20 protein-coding genes are annotated in these 23,287 nt (G+C 63.6%); 10 read left to right on the top strand and 10 right to left on the bottom strand.

The genetic code is table 11. The features are described from left to right. Positions 1-36: 36 nt before the first annotated feature. From ABQF13_RS10410 to pe, 4 genes are read left to right on the top strand one after another with little or no spacing between them, the layout of a single operon-like run. Positions 37-1,458: a condensation domain-containing protein gene (locus ABQF13_RS10410; protein ID WP_448392699.1), complete on the top strand. Its 1,422-nt coding sequence runs from the start codon at positions 37-39 to the stop codon at positions 1,456-1,458. Between the two features lie 39 nt (positions 1,459-1,497). Next, entirely contained in the window at positions 1,498-4,494 is a 2,997-nt protein-coding gene (locus ABQF13_RS10405) for an MMPL/RND family transporter (RefSeq protein ID WP_448392626.1), read from the top strand. An 11-nt stretch (positions 4,495-4,505) separates the two neighbouring features. Beyond that, entirely contained in the window at positions 4,506-6,296 is a 1,791-nt protein-coding gene (locus ABQF13_RS10400; RefSeq protein ID WP_448392625.1) for an AMP-binding protein, read from the top strand. A 37-nt stretch (positions 6,297-6,333) separates the two neighbouring features. Then, the gene (gene pe, locus ABQF13_RS10395) at positions 6,334-7,467 is read left to right on the top strand and encodes an acyltransferase PE (protein ID WP_448392624.1); all 1,134 of its coding nucleotides are present in this window, start codon (positions 6,334-6,336) and stop codon (positions 7,465-7,467) included. Here the strand turns inward: pe and ABQF13_RS10390 are convergent. Next, positions 7,462-8,139, bottom strand: coding sequence for a GAP family protein (locus ABQF13_RS10390; protein WP_448392623.1), 678 nt, complete (start codon positions 8,137-8,139; stop codon positions 7,462-7,464). The two genes, pe and ABQF13_RS10390, sit on opposite strands and share 6 nt — an antisense overlap. Positions 8,140-8,215: 76 nt before the next feature. Here ABQF13_RS10390 and ABQF13_RS10385 point away from each other — a divergent pair, with 76 nt between their 5' ends. Next, a complete protein-coding gene (locus tag ABQF13_RS10385) occupies positions 8,216-8,701 on the top strand; it encodes a flavin reductase family protein (RefSeq protein WP_448392622.1) in 486 nt (161 codons plus the stop codon). 20 nt (positions 8,702-8,721) lie between these two features. On the opposite strand, the gene ABQF13_RS10380 is transcribed toward ABQF13_RS10385, so the two are convergent. Next, a complete protein-coding gene (locus tag ABQF13_RS10380) occupies positions 8,722-8,883 on the bottom strand; it encodes a hypothetical protein (RefSeq protein WP_448392621.1) in 162 nt (53 codons plus the stop codon). Between the two features lie 473 nt (positions 8,884-9,356). Here ABQF13_RS10380 and ABQF13_RS10375 point away from each other — a divergent pair, with 473 nt between their 5' ends. Continuing rightward, positions 9,357-9,518 carry a hypothetical protein gene (locus tag ABQF13_RS10375; protein WP_448392620.1) on the top strand — a complete coding sequence of 54 codons (162 nt, stop codon included), beginning with the start codon at positions 9,357-9,359 and terminating at the stop codon, positions 9,516-9,518. A 42-nt stretch (positions 9,519-9,560) separates the two neighbouring features. On the opposite strand, the gene ABQF13_RS10370 is transcribed toward ABQF13_RS10375, so the two are convergent. The 3 genes from ABQF13_RS10370 to ABQF13_RS10360 are packed head-to-tail and all read right to left on the bottom strand — an operon-like array spanning position 9,561 to position 12,881. Further along, entirely contained in the window at positions 9,561-10,706 is a 1,146-nt protein-coding gene (locus tag ABQF13_RS10370) for an acyl-CoA dehydrogenase family protein (RefSeq protein ID WP_448392619.1), read from the bottom strand. A 34-nt stretch (positions 10,707-10,740) separates the two neighbouring features. Further along, the gene (locus ABQF13_RS10365) at positions 10,741-11,739 is read right to left on the bottom strand and encodes an acyl-CoA dehydrogenase family protein (RefSeq protein WP_448392618.1); all 999 of its coding nucleotides are present in this window, start codon (positions 11,737-11,739) and stop codon (positions 10,741-10,743) included. Next, a complete protein-coding gene (locus tag ABQF13_RS10360; protein ID WP_448392617.1) occupies positions 11,736-12,881 on the bottom strand; it encodes an acyl-CoA dehydrogenase family protein in 1,146 nt (381 codons plus the stop codon). The genes ABQF13_RS10365 and ABQF13_RS10360 overlap by 4 nt, the downstream gene beginning before the upstream one ends. A gap of 381 nt (positions 12,882-13,262) precedes the next feature. On the opposite strand from ABQF13_RS10360, the gene ABQF13_RS10355 reads away from it, so the two are divergent. From ABQF13_RS10355 to ABQF13_RS10345, 3 genes are all read left to right on the top strand, one after another. Beyond that, a complete protein-coding gene (locus ABQF13_RS10355) occupies positions 13,263-14,735 on the top strand; it encodes an aldehyde dehydrogenase family protein (protein WP_448392616.1) in 1,473 nt (490 codons plus the stop codon). Between the two features lie 70 nt (positions 14,736-14,805). Beyond that, the gene (locus tag ABQF13_RS10350) at positions 14,806-15,987 is read left to right on the top strand and encodes a CaiB/BaiF CoA transferase family protein (RefSeq protein WP_448392615.1); all 1,182 of its coding nucleotides are present in this window, start codon (positions 14,806-14,808) and stop codon (positions 15,985-15,987) included. Positions 15,988-16,059: 72 nt separating this feature from the next. Next, the gene (locus ABQF13_RS10345) at positions 16,060-16,818 is read left to right on the top strand and encodes a GntR family transcriptional regulator (RefSeq protein WP_448392614.1); all 759 of its coding nucleotides are present in this window, start codon (positions 16,060-16,062) and stop codon (positions 16,816-16,818) included. A gap of 24 nt (positions 16,819-16,842) precedes the next feature. Here ABQF13_RS10345 and ABQF13_RS10340 read toward each other — a convergent pair whose 3' ends face one another. Genes ABQF13_RS10340 through ABQF13_RS10320 form a run of 5 tightly spaced genes read right to left on the bottom strand, consistent with a single transcriptional unit; the run spans position 16,843 to position 22,222 of the window. After that, a complete protein-coding gene (locus ABQF13_RS10340; RefSeq protein WP_448392613.1) occupies positions 16,843-17,661 on the bottom strand; it encodes a mycofactocin-coupled SDR family oxidoreductase in 819 nt (272 codons plus the stop codon). Then, on the bottom strand, positions 17,648-18,115 hold the full coding sequence (locus ABQF13_RS10335) for a Zn-ribbon domain-containing OB-fold protein (RefSeq protein WP_448392612.1): 468 nt from the start codon (positions 18,113-18,115) through the stop codon (positions 17,648-17,650). The genes ABQF13_RS10340 and ABQF13_RS10335 overlap by 14 nt, the downstream gene beginning before the upstream one ends. Next, positions 18,115-19,317 (bottom strand): thiolase C-terminal domain-containing protein, encoded by a 1,203-nt coding sequence (locus tag ABQF13_RS10330; RefSeq protein ID WP_448392611.1) that lies wholly within the window; start codon positions 19,315-19,317, stop codon positions 18,115-18,117. The genes ABQF13_RS10335 and ABQF13_RS10330 overlap by 1 nt, the downstream gene beginning before the upstream one ends. A 41-nt stretch (positions 19,318-19,358) precedes the next feature. Beyond that, positions 19,359-21,188 (bottom strand): flavin-containing monooxygenase, encoded by a 1,830-nt coding sequence (locus ABQF13_RS10325; RefSeq protein ID WP_448392610.1) that lies wholly within the window; start codon positions 21,186-21,188, stop codon positions 19,359-19,361. A gap of 47 nt (positions 21,189-21,235) precedes the next feature. Then, positions 21,236-22,222, bottom strand: a complete 987-nt coding sequence (locus tag ABQF13_RS10320; RefSeq protein ID WP_448392609.1) for a cyclase family protein — start codon at positions 22,220-22,222, stop codon at positions 21,236-21,238. Positions 22,223-22,461: 239 nt separating this feature from the next. On the opposite strand from ABQF13_RS10320, the gene ABQF13_RS10315 reads away from it, so the two are divergent. Next, a complete protein-coding gene (locus tag ABQF13_RS10315; RefSeq protein WP_448392608.1) occupies positions 22,462-23,184 on the top strand; it encodes a GntR family transcriptional regulator in 723 nt (240 codons plus the stop codon). Positions 23,185-23,287 lie beyond the last annotated feature (103 nt).

The following is a 23,287-nucleotide window of genomic DNA, read 5'->3' as shown; positions in this document are numbered from 1 at the left end:
GGCAATCGGCAGAAGCAGTATGGATTGGGGGCCGGGTTGCAAATCGGCAAAATCACGATCGGCGCACTCGACGATTGGACGTTGAAGCCCGGTCATCTCACGTCTTGGCATCCGACCCCTGCGGCCGCCGAGAAAGCGCTGCGCGCTCCGGTCAGTTCGACGCCCGTCAGCTACATGCAGGGCCAGCATCTGCGCAACTACTACGAGCGCACCGCTGCGGGGTTGAGTTTCTCGCGGCAGATGATCACTAGCTGCGAGGTGAACGGACAATGTGACATTTCGGCAATGGATCAGGCCGTCAATGCCTACCTGCGTCGGCACGACACCTTCCGCAGCTGGTTCGAACGCACCGGTGACGGTGAGTTCATCCGGCACGCCATCGAGAATCCAGCCGACATCGAATTCGTGCCAATCCAGCACGGCGCGATGACCGTCGACGAAATTCGCGCGCATGTGGTGGACATTCCGAGCCCGTTGGAATGGGGCTGCTTCACTTTCGGGGTCATCCAGAACGAAGACCACTTCACCTTTTTCGCGGCCATGGACCATGTCCATGGAGACGCCACCTTGATCGGCACCACAATGCTCGAAGCCAACGGCATGTATTCGGCGTACAGCGGCAGCGGTGAGGCGCTCGCACTACCCGACGCCGGTAGTTATGCCGAATTCTGCATCCGCGAGCGCGAGCGCACTTCGCCGTTGACCGTGGATTCGTCTGATGTAAAGGCATGGATTGATTTCGCAGACAGCAATGGCGGTGGATTTCCCGAATTCCCGTTGCCGCTAGGTGATCCGACGGAGTCGACCAGCAGCGATATCACCACCGAAATCCTGATGAACCCGGCCCAGACCGAACGCTTCGAAGCGGCGTGTTCGACGTCCGGTGCGCGCTTTGTCGGCGGTCTATTCGCCTGTCTGGCCCAAGTCGAGCACGAACTGACCGGTGCGCTGACGTATTACGGGCTCACCCCTCGCGATTCCCGCTCCGCCGCGGACAATTTCATGACGCAAGGGTGGTTCACCGGATTGATTCCGATCACCGTGCCGATAGGCGTGGCCACATTCGGTGATGCCGCCTGGCTCGCACAAGATTCCTTCGACGCGAACCTGAATATGGCCAAGGTGCCCTACTACCGCGTTCTGGAGTTGGCGCCGTGGCTGAGTTGGCCGCAGCCCAATTTCCCCGTGTCGAATTTCTTTCATGCCGGTGCCGCTCCGCTCAACGCGGTGCTGGCCGCCGCCGACATGGGCATCGCAGACAATATCGGGGTCTATTCGGATGACCGGTACTCATATCAGCTCACCATTTATCTCTTCCGATACGGCGAGGGCACGGTCATGGCGATCATGCATCCCGCCAATCCGGTCGCCGAAAAGTCGGTTGCGCGTTATATGGCGACAATGAGGTCGGTGTGCGGGCTGGTCGCCGACCGCGGTAACTGGGGGCGTGTCGCATAGCGTGGATCGACTCGGTGGCCGTGCGGTGGTGAGGGCGTCATGCGGCGGTTAGCAGACGTAGTGGTGCGGTGGCCCTGGGCGGTGATCGGCGTCTGGGTCGCCATGGCGATCGCCCTGCCGCTTGCGCTGCCGTCGCTCGGCGAGATGGCGCAGAAACATCCGCTCAGCATCTTGCCCAGCGATGCACCGTCGAGCATCACCGCGACGAAGATGGCGGAGGCTTTCCCGGAGCCGGGTTCGGACAACCTTCTGGTCGTCGCGTTCATCAACGAAACCGGTCTCACGCCCGCCGACGAAGCCATCTATCGCAACGTGGTGGACGTGGTGCGCGACAACACCTCCGACGTGGTTTCCGTGCAGGATTTCGTCAGCACACCGCAGCTGCGGCCATTTCTGACCAGCGACGACAAAACGACCTGGGTGCTGCCGGTCGGCCTCGCGGGGGAGCTGGGTACGCCGCGGGCCTATGACGCGTTCAACCGCGTGGCCGACGTCATCAGGCACGAGATCCCCGACGGTCCGCTGGCTGTGCACCTCACCGGGCCCGCCGCCACCGTCGCGGACCTCACCGTCGCCGGTGAGAAGGATCGCCTGCCGATAGAGATCGCCATCGCCGTCATGGTTCTCGGCGTGTTGCTGCTGGTGTATCGCAACGTGGTGACGATGCTGCTGCCGCTGGTGACGATCGGGTCGTCGCTGCTGATCGCCCAGTCGGTGGTGGCCGGGTTGTCGGAGCTGACCGGCGCGGGCGTCTCCAACCAGTCGATCGTGTTCCTCAGCGCGATCATGGCCGGAGCCGGAACGGACTACGCGGTGTTTCTGATCAGCCGCTACCACGACTATCTGCGATCAGGCGACGATTACGATCGCGCGGTCAAGGCCGCGATGATCTCGATCGGCAAGGTGATCGCGGCATCCGCGGCCACCGTCGGACTGACCTTTCTGCTCCTGAACTTCGCGCAGATGGGCGTGTTCAAGACCGTCGGCGCGTCGGCGTCCATCGGGATCGGCGTCGCCTTCCTCGCCGCGGTGACCCTGCTTCCCGCGATCATGGTGTTGGCCGGACCGCGCGGCTGGATTCAGCCGCGGCGCGAGCTGACCGCGCGGTTCTGGCGGCGTTCGGGCATCCGGATCGTGCGCAGACCGGTGACGCATCTGGTCACCAGCCTGATCGTGTTGGCCCTGCTGGGTGGGATCGCGGTGATCGCGCGCTACAACTACGACGACCGCAAGGTCGTCCCGGCGTCGGCGCCGAGTTCGGTCGGGTACGCCGCGCTGGAACGCCACTTCCCGGTCAGCCAGTCCGTTCCCGAATACGTGCTGATCCAGTCCCCGCACGATCTGCGCAACCCGCGGGCGCTGGCGGATCTGGAACAGCTGGCGTCACGCATCGCACAACTGCCCGGCGTCGGTTTGGTCAGCGGCATCACCCGGCCCCTCGGCGAAGTGCCTGCCGAGTTCCGGGCCACCTACCAGGCCGGCCTCGTCGGCGATCGGCTGGCCGACGGCTCCGACCGGATCAGTGATCACGCCGGGGATTTCAACCGGCTGACCGACGGCGCCAGCACGCTGGCCGACAGCCTCGCCGACGTACGGGGTCAGATCAACGCGGTCGCGCCCAGCATCCGGGACCTGGTGACGACGTTTTCTGCGATGCGGACCGAATACGGCGGAGACAGGCTGGTTCGCGACGTCGAGATCGCGGCCAAGCTGGTCGCCAGCGTCAACGCACTCGGCAACTCGATGGGCTTCAACTTCAGCGCCGTCAAGGATATGTTCGCCTGGATCGGCCCGGTCTTGGCCGCGCTGCAGGGCAATGCCATCTGCGACGCCAACCCGTCCTGCCGGGACACCCGGATGCATTTTCAGCGCCTCGTCGCCGCGCGGGAAGACGGAAGCCTCGCTGAGATCAACGATCTCGCCCACCAGCTCCAGGATGTCGACGACCGAAAAACCCTCAACGAGGCGGTGGCCAAGCTCAACGCGGCCATGGCCAACGTGGCCAAGGCGGTCGACGCGATGGGGCTGGACCAGCCCGGCGGCCCCGAAGCCGGGTTGACCGAGCTACAGCAGGGCGCCAACCGACTGGCCGACGGAAGCCGCGAAGTCGCGGGCGGCGTCGACCAACTCGTCGAGCAGGTCAAGGTGATCGCCGCCGGGCTCAATGAGGCGTCGACGTTCCTGCTCACGCTGAGATCCAACGCCGCCGACCCGGCGCAGGCGGGCTTCAACATTCCGGTCGAGGTGCTGAACCTGCCGAACTTCAAGGACGCCGCCAAGGCCTACATCTCACCTGATGGCCGCTCGGTGCAGTACCTGATCCAAACCGAACTCAACCCCTACAGCCCCGAGGCGATGGACCAGGTCAACGAGATCTACGACGTCGCGCGGGGCGCCCAACCCAACACCATGCTGGCCGACGCCACGATCTCCATGGGCGGGTTTCCCGTTGCGCTGCGCGACACCCGCGACTACTACCAGCAGGACATCCGGTTCATCATCGCCGCGACCATCATCGTCGTGCTGTTGACGTTGATGGTGCTGCTGCGCGCGATCATCGCGCCGCTGTACCTCGTCGGCTCCGTCGTGGTCTCCTACTTCGCGGCGGTCGGCCTCGGGGTGCTGGCGTTCCAGGTGGTCCTCGGCCAGGACCTGCATTGGAGCGTGCCGCCGTTGGCATTCGTGGTGCTGGTGGCCGTCGGCGCGGATTACAACATGCTGTTCGTGTCGCGGCTACGTGACGAATCACCGCACAGCGTGCGCTACGGCGTCATCCGGACGCTGGGCTCGACCGGTGGTGTGATCACCGCGGCGGGGCTGATCTTCGCCGCCTCGATGTCGGGTCTGCTGTTCTCGAGCATCGGCATCGTGGTGCAGGGAGGTTTCGTGATCGGGGTGGGAATCCTGTTGGATACCTTCGTGGTCCGCACCATCACGGTCCCAGCCATCGCCACCCTGGTCGGGCGCGCGAACTGGTGGCCGTCGCGCATCGGGCCGCGCCGGGCCGAGCGTCTGCAACCGAGCCCGACGAGCTGATCGGACATAGCGTGACAACAACAACGTCTGAGTCGTCGATCCTGTCGATGCTGCACGGGCGCGCCAGCCTGCGCCCCGACGAGGTGGCGTTCACGTTCATCGACTACCGCCGCGACCCGACGGGCCGCGCCGAGAGCCTGACATGGTCACAGCTGGCCCGTCGAACGATGAACCTGGCCCGCGAGATCGCGCGGCACGGGTCGGTCGGGGACCGGGCGGTGATCCTCGCCCCGCAGAGCCTGGAGTATGTGCTGGCCTTCCTGGGCGCCATGCAGGCCGGGCGGGTGGCGGTCCCGCTGCCGCTACCGCATCCCGGTGCCGGCCACGAACGGGTGAGCGCGGTCCTCGCCGATACCGAGCCCACGGTGGTCCTCACGACCGCGGACGCCGCCACCGGAGTCGACGAGCTCGTCGCCGCGGGCACAGCGCCGACGCCGACGATCGTCGTGGTCGACGCGCTGAACCTGGACATTCTGGAGAACGGGACCGAGACCGACGCCGAGCCTGGCTTCGCGCCGGCGCAGTGGCCGAGCATCGCCTACCTGCAGTACAGCTCGGGATCGACCAGGACACCGGCGGGAGTCATGCTCTCGCACCGCAACCTGACGGTGAACTTCGAGCAGCTGATGCGCGGGCTGTTCGCCGAATCCCCGCTGCCGCAGGACGCCACGCTGGTGTCGTGGCTGCCGTTCTACCACGACATGGGGCTGGTGCTCGGCGTCTGCGCGCCGATCCTGTGCGGCCGTCGCGCCCACCTGATGAGCCCGGAGGCGTTCCTGGAACGGCCGGCCCGGTGGGTGCGCGCGCTGGCCGAGAACACCCCCGCGTTCTCGTCGGCGCCGAACTTCGCGTTCGACCTGGCCGCCCGCAAGACCACCGACGACGACCTGGACGGGCTCGACCTGGGCGGCGTGGTGGGCATCGCCAGCGGCGCCGAACGTGTCGAGCCCGCCACATTGCATCGCTTCGTGGACCGGTTCGCGCACTTCAACTTTCGCGACCACATGATGCGTCCCGCATACGGTTTGGCCGAAGCGACGGTGTTCGGGGCAGCGGGCACCTGGAGCGAATCCGCACCGGCGGTGCACTTCGACACCACAGAACTGGGCGCGGGCCGGGTCCGGCCCTGCGCCGGTAACGGCACGGCGCTGGTCAGGTATCGGGTGCCGCACGGTCCCACGCTGCGGATCGTCGACACCGAGACCCACCGCGAATGCGGACCCGGCCAGGTCGGCGAGATCTGGTTGCACGGGGAGAACGTCTCGGAAGGATACTGGCGCAAACCGCCCGAGGAGCAAAGCTGCTTCGGCGCAACGCTCGTCGAACCATCAGCCGGGACGCCGGATGGGCCCTGGTTGCGCACCGGCGACCTCGGCTTCATCCACGACGGCGAGCTGTTCATTGTCGGGCGCATCAAAGACCTGCTGATCGTGCGCGGCCGCAACCACTATCCCGAGGACATCGAGGCGACCGTGCACGAACTCACCCGCGGCCGGGTCGCGGCGATCGCGGTGCCGGTGAACGGGACCGAGACGCTGGTGACCGTCATCGAGCTCAAGAAGCCGCCAGATCCCGACGGCGACGCGATGCGGTGGTACAGCGCGGTGAAAAGCGATGTCACCTCCGCGATCTCCAACGTGCACGGCCTGAGCGTCGAGGATCTCGTGCTGGTGGCGCCCGGCTCGATCCCCACGACTACGAGCGGCAAGATCCGGCGCGCCGCGTGCGTCGAGCAATATCAGCAGGACGGATTTCCCCGGCTCGACACCGCAAACGGGGTCCGCGTGGATGCGGCGGAGTAGGGTGTACGCGAGTGGCGCGGGGAGGGCTACGACAGGCATGAAGCGACGGCTGGCATTCGGCACTGCGCTGGTAACTCTGTGTGCCACAAGCTGTTTCGGTCTTGGGGTCGCATCCGCCGACGAACCGCCGGACCCGGTCCCCTCCGATGGCCAGCCGGCGCTGGGCACCCCGGGCCGCGGCTATGCGCTGGGCGGTGCCCACGTCTCGGGTATCCCCTACGACGAATACATCATGCGCACCGGCGCCGACTGGTTCCCCGGACTGGACCGGTCGATCGTCGACTATCCCGCGGGGCAGGTACAGGGCCACACCCTGGAACGCTTCTTTCCCGGCATCGGCGCATTCGGTGAGCGCATCATGCCCGGCCTCGGCCTCGACGGCCCGAGCGTCGGTGAGTCGGTCGACGTCGGCACCCCCAATGTGATCAACGCGGTCCGCGACGGCGGCCAAGGCACGGTGATCGGCCTGTCCGAAGGCGCGATGGTGCTCAACGACGTGCAGGCGAAGCTCGCCTACGACCCGGCCGCGCCGCCACCGGATCAACTGAGTTTTGCGATGTACGGGGACCCGGTGGCCCGGCACGCGTTCGGGGAGAGCTTTTTGACCCAGGTGTTCCCGGTCGGCAGCGTCGTGCCGTCGCTGGACTACCGCGTGCCGGCGCCGGTGGAAAGCCAGTACGACACCTATCAGTTCGTCTCCGCCTACGACAGCATCGCCGACTGGCCGGACCGGCCCGACAACTGGATCTCGGTCGCCAACGCGATCGTCGGTCTGGCCACCGGGCACACTGCGGTCGCGTTCACCGACCCGAGCATGGTGCCGCCGCAGAACATCCGCACGACCATCAACTCCAGGGGCGCCAAGACGACGACGTTCATGATCCCCGAGGAGCACCTTCCGCTGGTGATGCCCTTCAAGTACCTCGGGGTGCCCCAGGAGACGCTGATCAAGCTCGACGCTGTGCTGAAGCCCTACGTGGACGCCGGCTATTCGCGCCACGACAATCCGTTGACGGCGCCCATCACCGTGGACCCGGTCAACGGCTATGACCCCGCCGAGATCACCGCCCCCGCCACGCAGGCGGCCTTCGGCGGTGGCGCGGATCCGGTGTCGCAGCTGCTGTCCGGGCTGCAGTACGTGCTGAACAATCAGCCCCAGCCCGGCTCATAGACCGGCCCAGCCCACGCCGAGCAGCACGCACCCCACCACGGCCAACAGCAACGCCACCCCGCGTCGGCCCTGCGCGCGCAGCCAGCCGTGCAGTGCCGCCAGCGTCGCGCGGGTGCGGTCCGGGGCCACCAGATAAAACAGCAGCGGAATCTGAACGAGCGCGAACGCCACCACGTTGAACACCAGCAGCGCGCCGAGTTGCACCGCCGTCGCGGCGCCGGAGGCCGCGATCAGCGCCAGCGCCGCCAGGTAGTCGACGGACGGCAGCGCGGTGCCGAGACCCACGACCCCGGCCGTCCAGAGCGAACCACCGCTGAGCAGTTGCCGGGCGCGGCCCGCAATCGTGGTGAACACCCGGCCTGCGACACCCACCGGCCCGTCAGGGCCGCGCTTGGAGCCAAACACGCCGGTGGCCACCACCGCGGCGTAGACCAGGACCACCGCACCGACCGCGATCTGCACCCGCGGCAGGGTGAAGTGGGTGGACCCCAACGCGGGCCGCAACAGAAACAACACGAGCACGCCCACCGTCAGGCCCATCGCGTAACCACCGGTGAGAAAGGCGACCAGTTGCAGCAGCGGTCGGGGCCGGTTGAGCATGAGCACCGTCATACCGATCCGGAACGGCTCGAGGCTGACGGCAATGGCCATCGCCAGGAGCGGTATCCACATGACGAGCGTCAGGCTACCCGGCGGCCACCGCCCGGGCGTGGCCTGCCAGCAGGTCACATGTGAAGATGGTCAAAGTATGAGTGCAACCAACTTGAACCCCACGTCGCTTCGCGAGGCGTTCGGACACTTTCCGTCGGGGGTCATCGCGATCGCCGCCGAGGTGGACGGCACCCGGGTGGGCCTCGCTGCGAGCACGTTCGTCCCGGTCTCTCTGGAGCCGCCGCTGGTTTCGTTCTGCGTCCAGAACACCTCGGAGACGTGGCCCAAGCTCAAAGACCTGCCAGCACTTGGTATCAGCGTGCTGGGCGAGGCGCATGACGACGCGGCGCGCACGCTGGCGGCCAAGACCGGGGACCGGTTCGCCGGGCTGCGGACGGTGTCGCGGGAGTCAGGCGCGGTGTTCATCGACGGGACCGCTGTCTGGTTGGAGAGTTCGATCGAGCAACTGGTCCCTGCGGGTGATCACACCATCGTGATTCTGCGGGTCAGCGACATCATCGTGCGCGCTGACGTGGCCCCGATCGTGTTTCACCGCAGCACGTTTCGTCGGCTCGGTACGTAGCTGTACCCAGCCTCAAGCGGTCAGGGCCGCGTGGCGAGTTCCTCGCGGTAGGACTGAATGCGCTGCTCGATCTCCTCGGCGTCGGCGATGCGGCCCTCCTTGCGGGCCAGCCTGGCTCGGCTGCTGAGTTCGCGGATGGCCGTGCGGATTTCGGTAATGCTGTGACGCTCGCGTAAGGGCATAGCGCTGCCTTTCGTCGTTGATTGGCCGCTGTGCCTAGAGGCTACCCCCGATCCTGCCGTTCTCAACCCCCGGCGAAGATCCTGCGAGGAGGTAATATATCCCGGATGCATACACGTTGGGCTCGACAGATGCCGGGCTCAGGCGGGAACTGGGACTGGTGTCGTGGAGTACGAGGCTGTCGACAAGTCCGTTGCTGTCGTTCGGATCAACCGGCCGGAGTATCGCAATGCGCAGAACAGGGCGATGACGTGCACGCTCGACGGATCCACACGTTGGTTCATAGCCGGCTTCCTTAGGCAAGTCCCTGATGAGCGAAGGGTGTGGTCTGAAGTTGACAGCAGGGACGCGGCTCCGCAGCGCGGTGGACGAAACTCAGGTCGTGGTCATCCGGGCGCCAGACAGTCCGATCGAGCTCACTTGCAGTGGCCACTCATTGCTGCCCTTGGGAGCTGAGCCCGAACCAGGACTGCCGATGGTGGTCGGACACGACGGCGGAACGGATCTCGGTAAGCGTTACCTGCACGCGGACTCCCGTCTCGAGTTGCTGTGTACCAACGCGGGCGCAGCTGCCCTCTTCGTCAACGACAACGCAATGCCGGTCAAGACCGCCAAGCCATTGCCCGCATCGGACTAGTACTTAGTGCGGTGACGGCGGTTGTGCACCGCGCGAATATCATCAGAGGCCCATTGACTTCGCGATGATGGTTTTCATGATTTCGCTTGAGCCGCCGTAGATCCGGCTTACTCTAGCGTCTGCGTACATCTTCGCGATCGGATACTCGAGCATGTATCCGTATCCACCGAACAATTGCAGGCAACTGTCCACCGCGCGTGCCTGCACTTCTGAGCAGAACAGCTTCACTCGGGCTGCATCGGCTACCGACAGTTCCTTCGCATCGAGTTCAGCGACCGCACGCTGGAGCAGCGAGTCTGCGGCCTCGATCTCAGCCGACACCCCCGCCAGCACGAACTTCGTGTTCTGAAACTTCGAGAGTCGACGACCAAACACTTCGCGCTGGCTGACATACGCGACCGTGTCGGCCAGTGCGGTCTTGGCCATTGCCACCGAACCCGCGGCCACGCTGATGCGTTCCTGCGCGAGATTGCTTGTCAGGTACTCGAACGCCCGACCTTCTTCACCCAACATGTCGTCACAGCTGACAGCCACGTCAGTGAAACTCAACTCTGCTGTATCCGCGTAGTGCATTCCGAGCTTGTCCAGATTGCGGGCTTTGGTGTAGCCGGGCGTGCCGTCCTGCACGACGAATAGCGAAAGGCCCTTACGGCGATCCTGGTGCTGCGAAGTGCGCGCGACAACGATCACCAGACCGGCGTTGATCCCTCCGGTGATGAACGTCTTCGCGCCGTTGATGACGAAGCAATCTCCATCGCGCCGAGCCGAGGTCGCGATACCACCGAGGTCCGAACCCGTTTCCGGTTCGGACATCGCGATGGACGCCATATTCTCGCCGGTTCCCAGGCTGCGCAACCACCGGTGCTTCTGGTCCGCCGTGGCGTAGCTGAGGAAGTACGGAATGACGACGTCGATATGGACCCGCACCGGCGATAGCGACAGATGCGCACCAATCAACTCTTCGGCCACCACAAGGTTGTAAGTAAAGCTGGCCTGACCGGCCCCTCCGTATGCTTCGGGAATCTGCAGACTGAGAATGCCGAGTTCTCCAGCCTTGCGGTAGAACTCGACATCCACCCGGTGCTGTTCCTCCCACTTTGCAACATTCGGTACTGCCTCCCGCTGGATGAATGCGCGAACAGCGGCGCGAAACTGGTCGTGGTCTGGGCCGTAGAGCGAATTGCGCATGATGGTGATCCGATCTGTAAGGGGTGTCGAGCGTTCAGTTGCAAGCGTCAAGTAGGGCGGAGGCCACGACGCTTTCGTGTGCGGCTGCGACTCCCCACGCGGTACTCAACGCCCACACTCGCTTCATCCACAGGTGCAGGTCGTGCTCCCAGGTGTAACCGATGGCGCCATGGCATTGCAGCGCCGTCTTCGCTGCCAAATTCGCTGCACGAGTTGCATAGATTTTCGCGAAACTGATCGCAAGGTCCGGATCAGCGGCATTGGCGGCCAGTACCCATCCGGCGCGGTAGACGACCGGCCGTGCATGTTCGAGGCTGACGAGTGCGGCCGCGAGTAGATGTTTGACCGACTGTTGGGAACCGACAGGGATCCCGAATTGCTTTCGCACTCTGACATATTCGCTAGTCATCGTGATTAAGCGGTCGGCCAGACCGAGGAGCTGAGCGGCCGCTGCCACGGTGGCCCGGCGCCCGGCCAATACGGCGTCGGATCCCGGTAGTTGTCGCGGCCGCACCGGCGTGACGATCGCCGATGTGACTGAAAGATCGACTGATGGCGTCGCCATGGTGATGTTGAGGTCTGCCCTCGCCGTCACTTCCAGTCCACCGCGGCCGGGGTGGACGAGCAGATCCGCCGTGGTGATCCAGCGCACCCGGTCGGAAGTCTGCTCCTGGACGGCGACCACCAGTTCACCGGTCACGGCGGCAACCGCTTCCGGTGCTGCGGCTGCCGCCAGTGCGGGCACCGCTGCCGCGATGTGCTCGCCGAGCGGCCCTGGAACGGCGAATCTTCCGCATTCCTCCAGCAACAGAACGAGTTCGACCTCGGACGCTTCCATCCCACCGGCCTCAGCGGGGGCAAGTAGTCCGAGCAGACCCACTGCGCCAAGTTGTTTCCACAACTGGGGAACAGGACTCGACGATTCCGACCATGCGGCGCGCACCACTGCGGGTGGGCATGTCTCGACTAGAAGGTCACGAAGACCGCTACGTAGCTGGATCTGGTCGGTGGTGAATGCGAAGTACACAGTCATAGCCTCGGCATGCCCAGCAGTCGCTCAGCGACTATGTTGCGTTGAATCTCGTTGGTACCTGCGTAGATCGGGCCGGACAGAGCGAACTCGAATCCCTTGATCCAGTGGTCATCGAGGTCAGCGTCAATGCCTTGCAAGGCCAATGCAGCCTGGTGAAGTTCGATATCCAACTCAGACCAGAACAGTTTGCTCAGGCTGGCCTCGGCACCCAGCGGAACATCATCGAGCAGCCGGGTAACTACCCAATCCGTAGCCAACTTGTAGGCCTGAGCGCCCATCCAAGCGTTCGCAACGGCGCCTCGATACCGCGAATCGGCACGCACCGTCTCCGGTGAAGCGTAGAACTGCTCGATCAACCTCTCGGCAGTCGCCAGAAATCGGCCGGGGCTCCGCAGCGCAAGACTGCGCTCTGATCCCGTCGTCGCCATCGCGACCCGCCAACCGTTGCCGACTCCGCCCAGCACATCGCGGTCAGCGACAAAGACGCCGTCGAAATAGACATCAGCGAACCCTTCCGTTCCGTCAAACTTGGCGACTGGTTTGACAGTCACGCCCGGTTGGTCGAGGTTGATCAGGAAGTAGGTGAGGCCGCGGTGGCGTTCGGCCATTTCGCCGGTACGAAAAATGCCGAACATGTGCGTGCTGACTGCTGCGCGCGTGGTCCAGCACTTCTGCCCGTGTAGACGCCAACCGCTGGAATTACCGTCACGTACGGCCCGCGACCGCAGGGAGGCCAAGTCACTGCCCGACTCGGGTTCTGACCAGCCCTGGCACCAGATGTCTGTGGCCGACGCGATTCGTCGGAGGAACCGCTCTTGTTGGTCTTCGGTACCGAATTCCAATAGCGATGGCGCAAGCAGGAAGATACCGTTCTGCGCGACGCGTTGCGGTAGACCGGCTCGGTAGTACTCCTCCTCGAAAATCAACCAGTGCCACAGGTCCAGGTCGCGACCCCCGAATCGTTGTGGCCAGCTGACGACAGCCAAGCCGGCGTCGAAAAGCCGCCTTTCCCAGTCAAGATGCAGGGGCGCTCCATCGAGGGTGTCACCCGACGGCATCGGTAAGGCCGGCTTGTTGTCAGTCAGCCAGTCGCGTACCTCTGCGCGAAACGCATCATGGCCGGCGCTCGGCGTGAGATCCATTCCTTCTCCCGTATTTCGCAACGGACGTGCCACCGCTGGCAGCTATGAATCCAGGATTCGCAACCCTAGGTTTCTGAGCTCCGTCGTGTCAAACACGAGGTACTGACGGACTTCCACCACCACCGGGAAGAGGCTTGAGGCCGGGCGCGGTCCGTACGCTTCGTGACGGCCCCGTACCGCAGGTTGCGTTACGAGCCCCTAGGCCGAAAGCTTTTCAACCCTTGTTTTGAATCGGAGTAACGTGCCGAACGAGGCCGCAGGATGCTTGACGCACCGGACAAGCTCTGCGTTGACTTCTCACGCCGCGACCTATAGATTTCCCTGTGAATCCTGGATACAGAATCGCGGCGGTCACGCCCGCCGGTGGTATAGGAGGCAAGTGTGGCCGAGGAGTTTGTTCCCCAGCTTCTGATCGACGGGCGTCTGGTGGCGGCTCGCTCTGGCAAGACCTTCGCGAACATCGACCCGTACTTCGAAACCGAGATCGGACAGACCCCCGACGCGGGCATCGAAGATGTGGACGCAGCGGCCACCGCGGCGCACCAGGCGTTCGCAAACACCTCCTGGTCCAAGGACCACGCATTCCGGGCTCGCTGCATCGGTCAGCTTCGAGAGGCGATGCAGCGTCATATCGAGGAGTTGCGCGAGCTTCTCGTCGCCGAGGTCGGCTGCCCCATTTTCATGACCAAGCAATTTCAGCTCGACGATCCGATCGACGAACTTACTGACTGGATGGAGCTGGCCGAAAATTACACATTCGAGCGGAACCTTCCGCCACACCCGGCGATGGTGTCGCCGAATGAGCGGCTGCTGATCAAGGAGCCTTGGGGCGTCACGGCTCTGATCACGCCGTACAACTATCCCATCCAACAGCTCTGTTACAAGGTCGGACCGGCCCTGGCGTCGGGCAATACCGTCGTTGTCAAGCCGTCTCCGCTCACTCCGTGGACCGCCAACTTCGTCGGCAAGTTGGTTGCCGAGGAGACCGACATCCCACCCGGCGTCTTCAACGTCATCACCAGTTCGGACACCGAGGTCAGCGAGGCGCTGGTGGCGCATCCCTGCGTCGAGATGATCAGCTTCACTGGTTCCACGGCGGTCGGAAAGCGGATCATGGCCACCGCGGCGGAACGGGTGAAGAAGGTCGCGTTGGAACTCGGTGGAAAGTCGGCGACCATCGCGCTCGACGACGCCGACGTTGAGGCCGTGGTTCGATTCAATGTCCCACGTATGTCCCGACATTCGGGACAAGGATGCACAAACCTGACTCGCCTGCTGCTCCCCAGGGTGAAATACGAGATGGCTCTCGAGCTGGCCGCGGAGGTTGCATCGCAGGTGATTTGGGGCAATCCCCGCAACTTTGATACGCACATGGGACCGCAGATCAGCCGAACGAATCAGCAGCGCGTGTTGCAGCACATCGAGAAAGCCCGCGCCGAGGGCGGCCGCATCGTCGCCGGCGGCGGGATACCGGAGGCCGCTGAGACCGGCTACTTCGTTGAGGCCACGGTGATCGCCGACGTCGACCCGAACTCGACGATCGCTCAGGAGGAGACATTCGGGCCGGTCCTCGCGGTGATTCCGTACGACACGGAGGAAGAAGCCGTGGCGATTGCGAACAATTCGCTGTTCGGCCTGTCCGGCGCGGTTTACGCGGCGACCGATGAGCGTGCGCTGGCCGTCGCCAAGCAGGTCCGCACCGGCACAATGGATGTCAATGGAGCGACCTGGTTCGCCCGCGACACCCCGTTTGGCGGAATGAAGCAGAGCGGGTTGGGCCGCGAGTGGGGCCTGGCCGGCTTTGAAGAGTTCCTTGACACTCGGGTCATCGGCTATCCGACCCCAAAGGCATGATGGTGCAACGTCATTTACGGACTGCTCCGGCGATCGGCACATACCGATGAAGGTGTTCGAGGGTGTCCGTGTGGTCGAACTGGCCTCGTACCTGTTTGTTCCGGCGGCCGGAGCCATTCTGGCGGACTGGGGCGCGGATGTGGTCAAGATCGAGCATCCCGAGCGACCCGATCCCCAGCGCAACTTCGTGATCGCGGATATGAGCGTCGGCGATGCCCCGTTCGATGCGCTCATGCAGCAGACTAACCGCGGTAAGCGAAGCCTCGGTCTCGACGTCAGTACGGCGGATGGCTACCGGCTGCTCACCAAGCTGGTGGCCACGGCCGATGTGTTCCTGACCAACTTGCTACCGGCCAGCCGAAGGCGACTCCGATTGGAGGTCGATGACGTTCGAGCGATGAACTCGGGCATCGTCTACGTCAGGGGGAGTGGTTACGGCCCGTTGGGTGAGGATCGCAACATGCCCGGCTTCGACGGGACGACTTTTTGGGCCCGCGGCGGGGCGGCGGACAACCTGACCCCGGCGGGGGCTGCGGAGCCGACGCCTATGCCGCCGGCGCTCGGTGACCTACCCGGCTCCACCTCCATCGCCGGCGCCATCGCGGCCGGCCTGTTCCATCGGGTACGCACGGGTGAGCCGCCGGTGGTTGATGTTTCGCTGCTCGGCGTCGCGGTCTGGGGTAACTCACCGGCCATTATCGCATCCGCTCAGCGCGGTGAACCGATCCGCAAGACACCTCGTGAGGAAAACCTGAATCCGGCGTCGTTGGCGTATCGCACCCGTGACGGCCGGTTCATCAAACTGTCGCTGTTTCAGTCGGATCGCTATTTCGGGCGGCTCTGCGAATGCCTCGGCGTGGCAGAAATCGCGGCCGACGCGCGGTTCGCCGACTCGGCGTCGCGGGCGGCCAACGGTAAAGAATGCATTGCGGCCTTGGATGAGGCTTTTGCCCGGTTCGATCTTGCTGAAGTCACGGAGCGGCTGGCCGACCTCGGCGGACCGTGGTCCGTCGTGCAAACCACGTATGAGGTGAGCCAGGACCCGCAGGTTCTAGCGAACCGCTACTTGGCGGACCTGGATGTGAACGGCCAGAGAATCACCGTTGCCGCATCGCCTTGGCAGTTCGGCGAAACACGCTACCCGCTGTGGCCCGCACCCAGCCATGGCGCCGATACCGACGACATACTGCTCGAACTCGGACTCGACCATGACGAGATAATCGAACACAAGGTGTCGGGAACCGTCCTGTGACGTCGGCCTCAGCAATGGGCTCAGATGTTTCGGACAGGCGTCACGCCGAGACTCGAAGGGTATCCTGGATTCGTGACTGGCGGGGGGCGCGCGAGCGCACGTAGGAAGAGCAAGCCGGCGGCGAAGCCACGCATCGCCGGTGGCCGGCTCGTTGACGGGATCACCGCGCAGCTGCGAGAGATGATCCTCGACCACACGATTGCGCCAGGCACGGTTCTGCTTCAGAACGAATGGTCGGAGCGGCTGCAAGTCAGCCGCACGCCGTTGCGTGAAGCTTTCCGGATTCTCGAGCGGGATGGTTTGGTCCGCGTGTCGAACGGCAATCGCACCATCGAGGTCGTGCACTTCGCCAGCCGTGAACATGAGTTGCGAGGGTTGTACGAGGTGCGCGAGGTACTCGACGGCTTGGCTGCCCGACTCCTTGCGAATGAGGGTCTGCAGGACGAAACCGCACTGGAGCTTGACTCGCTACTGGAAGAGATGGACGAAGCGGCGCAGCCATTCGACTCGTCTCGCTGGTTCTCTGCCCATATGGCTTTCCACGTGCGCATCGCCGAGTCGTGCGGCAACAGTCGGTTGCGGCAGCAGCTGGATCTGATCAGGATGACGAGCCTCTCGCTGCACGCCTACCTCGGCGAACTGCCCTCTGCCGGCGACCGCCTGGCGGATGTGCTCACCACGGCTGCCAAGCAGCACCATGCGATTGTCGCCGCGATTCGCAGCGGTAACGGCGATCTCGCCGAGATGGCGGCGTGCCAGCACATCCGTACCGTGCTGGACTCCGACCTGATCGAAAGAGCTGCCGGGCTACTCAAGCCGACAACAGATTAAAACCGTTCTCGTCGCGGCGTTCGATCACTTGTTGACCATGCCCGCGTCGACCGGCAGCGCGATGCCGGTGACGTAGCGAGCTTCATCGGACACCAGCCAGGCGATCGCGTTGCTGACATCGCGTGCTTCGATCAACGAGACAGGCAGCGGGTTGCCCAAACCAGCAGAAAGCGCAGGGTCGGCGGCGGCAGCCGATTCGTGGAAGCCGGCGAGCATCGGTGTGTCGACCCCTGTGGGGTGTACCGTATTCACGCGGATGCTTTGGGACGCAAGGTAATTAGCGAACATCCGCATCAACCCGACCACACCATGTTTCGCCGCCGCATACCCAAAATTCCCTCCGTTGGTACCAGCGACCATGCCTTTCAAGCCGTTCACCGAGCTCGTGATGACAATCGACCCGCCCTGCTTCTGGCGCTCGAGCGTCGGCAATGCCGCCTGGATCGTATTCCACACGCCCACGAGCATTACGTCGATGGCGTCACGGAACGCTTCGTCATCGCGGCCCTCACCGAGTCCTTGGAACATGATCCCCGCGTTGGCAAGCACAATGTCCAATCGCCCGAGTGCGGCCACTCCGTCGGCGACCGCTTTCTTGAGCGCCGCCGCGTCGCGGACGTCGACAACGAAGGACTCCATGCGTTGCCCGAGCTTCTCCACCAGGGCAACCGTCTCGGCGAGGTCCGCGGTGGTTGGCATCGGGTAAGAAACGGTTCCGATTTGTTCACAGATGTCGACGCCGACGATATCGGCGCCCTCTTCGGCCAGTCGGACCGCATGTTCTCGGCCTTGTCCGCGCGCCGCCCCCGAGATCAGCGCAACCTTGCCGTCAAGTTTTCCCATCGGGATTCCTCGCTTTCGTTCGGTGATCGGTAAGTGCATCCGCGGCCCGCGCAGGTTCCCACTGTGGAAGGGTCACACCGGCTTTGATGTCATCGAAGCGCACGCGCATCGGCATGCCCACGGACACCTCAGCCGCACCGGCCAAGTGGCCGATAAAGCGGATGGTGGGGTCTTCATCGAGCTGAACCAGCACGATGGTGTACGGCGTTGGGAACGCCTCATGAATAGTGTGATGTACAACGGTCCACGAATAGATCGAGCCGGTCGGCTGCACGTCCTGCCAGCCGGTCTTCCACGACCCACAATGATGGCAGTATGACTTGGGCAGATGGAGTTTGGCGCCGCACACTTCGCACACGCGCACAACGAGCCGATGTTCGGCAGCAGCCTGCCAGAATCCACCGGTTTCTTCGTCATCGACAACGGGAAGGGGCCGTTGGGGAGTGCCCGACATCAGGCCGCCCGCAGAATCATCGCACTGGTCATCGCCGGCGCCCCCGACGTGACCAAGCAGGTCTGTGCCCCGGGCACTTGCGAAGTTGAGTGGCCGCGCAACTGCCTGACGCCTTCCAGGATGTGGTTCATGCCGTGGATGTAGCCCTCCGAGAGATTGCCGCCTGCGGTGTTGATCGGGATGCTGCCCGTGAGGTCGATGGCACCGCTGGACGCGAAAGCCCCGCCTTCGCCGGGGGCGCAAAAGCCATAGTCTTCGAGCTGCAAGAGCACCGTGATCGTGAAGCAGTCGTAGAGCTGGGCGACGTCCAACTCGGCGGGACCGAGACCAGCCCGTCGATAGAGTTCGCGGGCCACGGACATGGACGGGTTGGTCAACATATCAGGCCTCATCAAGGCCGGAAACACTTTGCCGCCCTGTACTTCCGGAACGGTTCCCTGGGTAACTGCCCGCACCAGAACAGTGGGCTGTGGCGAGTCGATGGCCCGCTCGGTGGCGGTGACCACCACCGCGCATGCTCCATCGGACTCGAGGCAGTAGTCGAACAGCCGAAGCGGCTCGGCGATGATCCGCGACTGGAAATAGTCGGTGATCGACATTGTGCGGTTACTCATCATGGCGGCTGGATTGGCGTTGGCGCGTCTGCGGACTGTAACCGCAATGCTGGCGAGATCCTCAGCGGTGGAGCCGAATTGGAGCATATGCCGATGCGCATACAGCGCATAAAGCTGTCCAGGCGCCATGAGTCCATAGGGTAGGAAGAACTCATCGAGGGTACCGCGACCGCCTACTCGCTGTGCTCCTTTGGCCTGCTGAATCGCGGTTCCCTTACCGAATCTCACTCCTGACCGACCGTTGAGCGCACGATAAACAAGCACGTTTCTGGCCTGCCCGGACATGATCGCGGCGACCGCTTGACCGACCATGCCGCAAGGCGATGCGCCGCCCGTACCAGTGGCGCCCCAGTACGTCAGGTTGGTCAGACCGAGCCACTGGCCGATATCGCTGTGGTGAACTGTGTCGTAATCCGAGCGGACGACGCCGTCGATGTCTGTGGGCGTCATCCCCGCGTCGGCGATGGCGGCAAGGCCGGCCTCGGCGGCCAAAGCCGCGACGCTACGGCCAGACCGCTTGGAGAACTCCGTCGCCCCGATACCGGTGATCGCGCACCTGTCCCGGTGGTTGTAGCCGTCGTCCTTCACCCCGTGACTCCTAGGCTCTCCGGCGCGTGAAAGGCCGCAGCCTAGCCTTGTTCTGACTCGTCGGCGCGCACAATGGTGGCTTTTCTCTCGTATTCCTTGGCTTCGCGCCACTTCGCGAGAATCTCCTGATATTCGAACGTCCCGCCACCGTAGGCATCGACCCAGACCGGTCGACCGTGCTCGAAGTTGCCTGTCGAAGCGTCGAAGTCGCCCTCGTTGTTGAAATAGCCTGGGGTACAAGCTTGGACCGCTTCGGCGTTGAATACCTGGCCGACTTTGTCGTCCATTACGTCGCACCACTCCTGAACGGCGGCCTCGGTGATGTCGATCTTCAGGACACCGTCGTCGTGCAGTTGCTTGATGGTCTTGGCGATATGTCGTGCTTGGTAGGTGAACGCATACGTGTTGTTCACCGTCACCGCTGTTTGCCGAAGTCCTCCGACGACGTACATATTTGGGAAACCGTGGGTTTGGATGCCGTGCACGGATTTCACGCGCTGCTTCCAGGCTTGTGCGAGAGTCAGGCCGTCACAACCGATGACGTCGAACCCACCGGAGCGGTCCGGGGTGACTACGGCTTCGAAACCAGTGGCATAGACAATGATGTCGACCTCGTATTCTCTACCGTCGACTACGATTCCGGTCTTGGTGATGGCATCGGGCCCCCGTCCGTCGGTATCGATCAGATGGACGTTCGTCTTGTTGAATGCTTGCAAATATTCGTCGTTGAAACCAGGACGCTTGCAGTGTGTCGCGTACCAGGGCTTCAGGGACTCGGCCAGCACCGGATCCTTGACCACTTCGTCGACGCGCGCCCGGACTCGTTCCATCTGTGCAATGTCGTTTTCTTCGACCTTGCGAAGATAGGCGTCCATGTCGGGAGTCGTGCCGGCGTCGGGCACCTCAAGGGGCGGGATAGCCCAGACTCTCGTCCATTCGTCCTCGACGATCTTTTCCTCGACGGGGACGCCGAGCATCTGGGCCTCGAAGTTTGCCCAACGCTTTTCCTGCCAGCCCGGCTCCTGGCTGACGAACCATTCTTCGTCCGTCGGTGCGTTGTCGCGCGGCAACACAATCGTCGGTGTGCGTTGTATCAGGTAGGTCTCTTGGGCGCTCTCAGCCACATGCGGGAACGCCTGCAGGGCGGTGGGCCCGGTGCCGATGATTGCGACTCGTTTGTCGGTGAGCTTGTGCAGATTGCCTCGCGAGTCACCTCCGGTCACGCCGAAATCCCATCGGCTGGAATGGAACCACGGGCCCTTGAAATCCTTCAGGCCGGGAATACCCGGTAGTTTGGGGCGATGCAGGATCCCGCCTGTCGCCAGCACGAGGTAGCGGGCACGGACCTCGTCACCGCGATCAGTGCCCACTGACCACAGCAACGCGTCGTCGTCCCAGGCGACACCCTGGACGCGGGCCTGGAAGACCGCGTTCTCGTAGAGGTTGTAGTGCTTGGCGATCGACTTGGCGTAGTCGAATATCTCGTCGCCGGGGGAGTATCGCATCGACGGTACGTAGCCTGTCTCCTCGAGCAGCGGCATATACAGGTACGAGTCGGTGTCACATGCGATGCCCGGATACCGGTTCCAGTACCAAGTACCGCCGAAGTCAGCAGCCTTGTCGATGACTGTGACGTCGTCGATACCCTCTTTGGCCAGGTGCACTGCCGTCAGCAGGCCAGCGAAACCGGCACCTACGATGGCGACCTCGGTTGTCTTCCTAACCGGCTCGCGTGGTTGGATTTTGGTGAATGGGTCGGCTTCGACATCGGAACCGATATCGATGGTGATGTATTGACCGGCGCCTTGGGCCCGGATTCGCTTATCGCGTTCCTCGGCGTATTTTCGAGCCAATTGCTGGGCGTCGGCCATGTTATGTATGCCTCCTACGGATGACTTGCGAGCGATGGGACCTTGGGCTACTTGACGGCGATGGGGTTCACGGGGGAGCCGACAGCGCCAGTGACTCGCAGCGGCGGTGCGACGAGCTGGAATTCGTACACACCGTCGGCGGCGCAGTCGGCGGCCAGGTCATCGAGGAACCAGAACTCGCCGAGCATCATGCCCATATCGCGCAACGTCAACAGGTGCAGCGGGTTGAACATGCCCTCGACACCCGACTCCATACTCTCTACCTGGACGTTGTCGGCCGCGACCGCTGCGACTTCGTGGTCGTGAAGCCAGGATGCGACGGTCCAGGACAGGCCTGAGGACGGTTCCAAGGGATTACCGGTCTGCCGGAATTTCGCGATCCATCCGGTGCGAACCGCGATGACGTCTCCCCGCTGCACCCGCACGCCCTGAGCGGCGGCGGCCGCGTCGAGTTCGGCTCCGGTGATGTCGTTGCCGGGTTCGAGGAAGTCGACGCCACGATGCTTGCACATGTCGATCAGCACGCCGCGGGTTGTCACGCCTTTGATGTCGACCTTGTCGATTGAGCAGTAAAACGCACCGGCGCTGGTGACTGAGGAGGCGGGGAAGCCGTTGTAAAGAAGGCCGTCGTAGTACGCGTGGGATAACGCGTCCCATTGCGTCGACGCCTGAAGCGGCATGATGATCATGTCGTCGTTGAAACGGAAGGCGCTGGCGCCGAAGTACTTGCTGATCTGCTGCGCAGTGCTGTTGTCCGGCCAGTTGCTGCCGTACCGCGCCCATTGCGTTTCGTCACCGCCGTCCACGGTCATCAGGTGGATCGGCTTGTTGCGGAAATCGAGGGCACCTTGCGGGCTCGACGTGCCGAACTCAATACCCAGCGGGAAAACCGTGCCTCGATTGACCAGGCTGGCAGCGTGCCGAACCTTTTCGTCGTCGATGAAGTTGAGCGTTCCCAGCTCGTCGGCCTGGCCCCAACGGCCCCAATTTCGCACCTGATCGGCAACACGGTGGAACTCGGTCAAACTGTCCACTGCAACTCGAATCTCTCGTTCGTAATGGCCCGCATCACTTGCGTTCCGACGGCCTCAGGCAGTATTGCATCCAGGATGCTAGACGACAAGGCCGTGCCCGGATTCTCTGCTTTACACTGGTGGGGCGAGTGTGAACCCCAGAAACCAGTCTGCTTGCGCAATGCCGGTCACTCCACCGGGTCGCCGGACCCGGGAAGGATCTGCCGGCCACGGGGTGCGATGCCCCGAAGGAGGAGCCAATGACTACCGACGCATCAACGAGGATCGAGTTGCTCCGCAGGACGCCTCGGTTGGTCGACGAGGTCATCAACCGGCTGCGGGAAAGCATCGTCGACGGCACGTTGCCCGCTGGTACGCCACTTCCTCAGGTTGCTCTGGCTGCGCAACTCGGCGTGAGCCGCACACCGCTGCGAGAGGCGTTGCGTGTCCTGGACAGTGAAGGTTTGGTCCGTAGTTCGGACAACAACCGGACCGTCGAGGTGGTGCAGATCGGGCCAGAGGATTTGCGTGAGATGTATGAAGTGCGCGAGGTGATCGACGGACTCGCAGCCCGCCTCGCGGCGCGTAAGGGCCTGAATGCCCAGGACGAAGCGCGCGCCTGTCAGCTGCTTGCAGAGATGGCCAGCTCGTCAGATCCATACGACCCGGTGCGTCGCAACCGTGCGCATGCCGAGTTCCACGAGCTGTTCGCGCTGGCCTCAGGCAACGCCAGAGTCCAATCTTTTGCCTCGATGATCCGCACCAGCTCGGCCATGTTGTATCTGCCGCTGGTGCGCGAAACGGCTGCGGCGAACCTTGCGGCCGCTAATCCGGAAAACACGTACAAAGAGTTTCTGGATGAAGCCCAGGCCCAGCATAAGAGCATCCTTGAAGCCGTCGTGGAGCGCAGGGCTGGTGCCGCTGAAGAGGAGGCCAGGCGACACATCCGCCGAACCTTGCGGCTGGCACCATATTTCGGGTGAGCTTGCCAGCACGGCAGCCAATGATTGACGAGATGTGCTTCTTAGCGGTAACGTCCACGTACTGTATCCAGGATGCTTCACGGTTTGGGATCGGCTGAACGGG

The organism is Mycolicibacterium sp. XJ879, from assembly GCF_053483935.1.
This window is presented reverse-complemented; position numbering and strand designations above follow the sequence as displayed.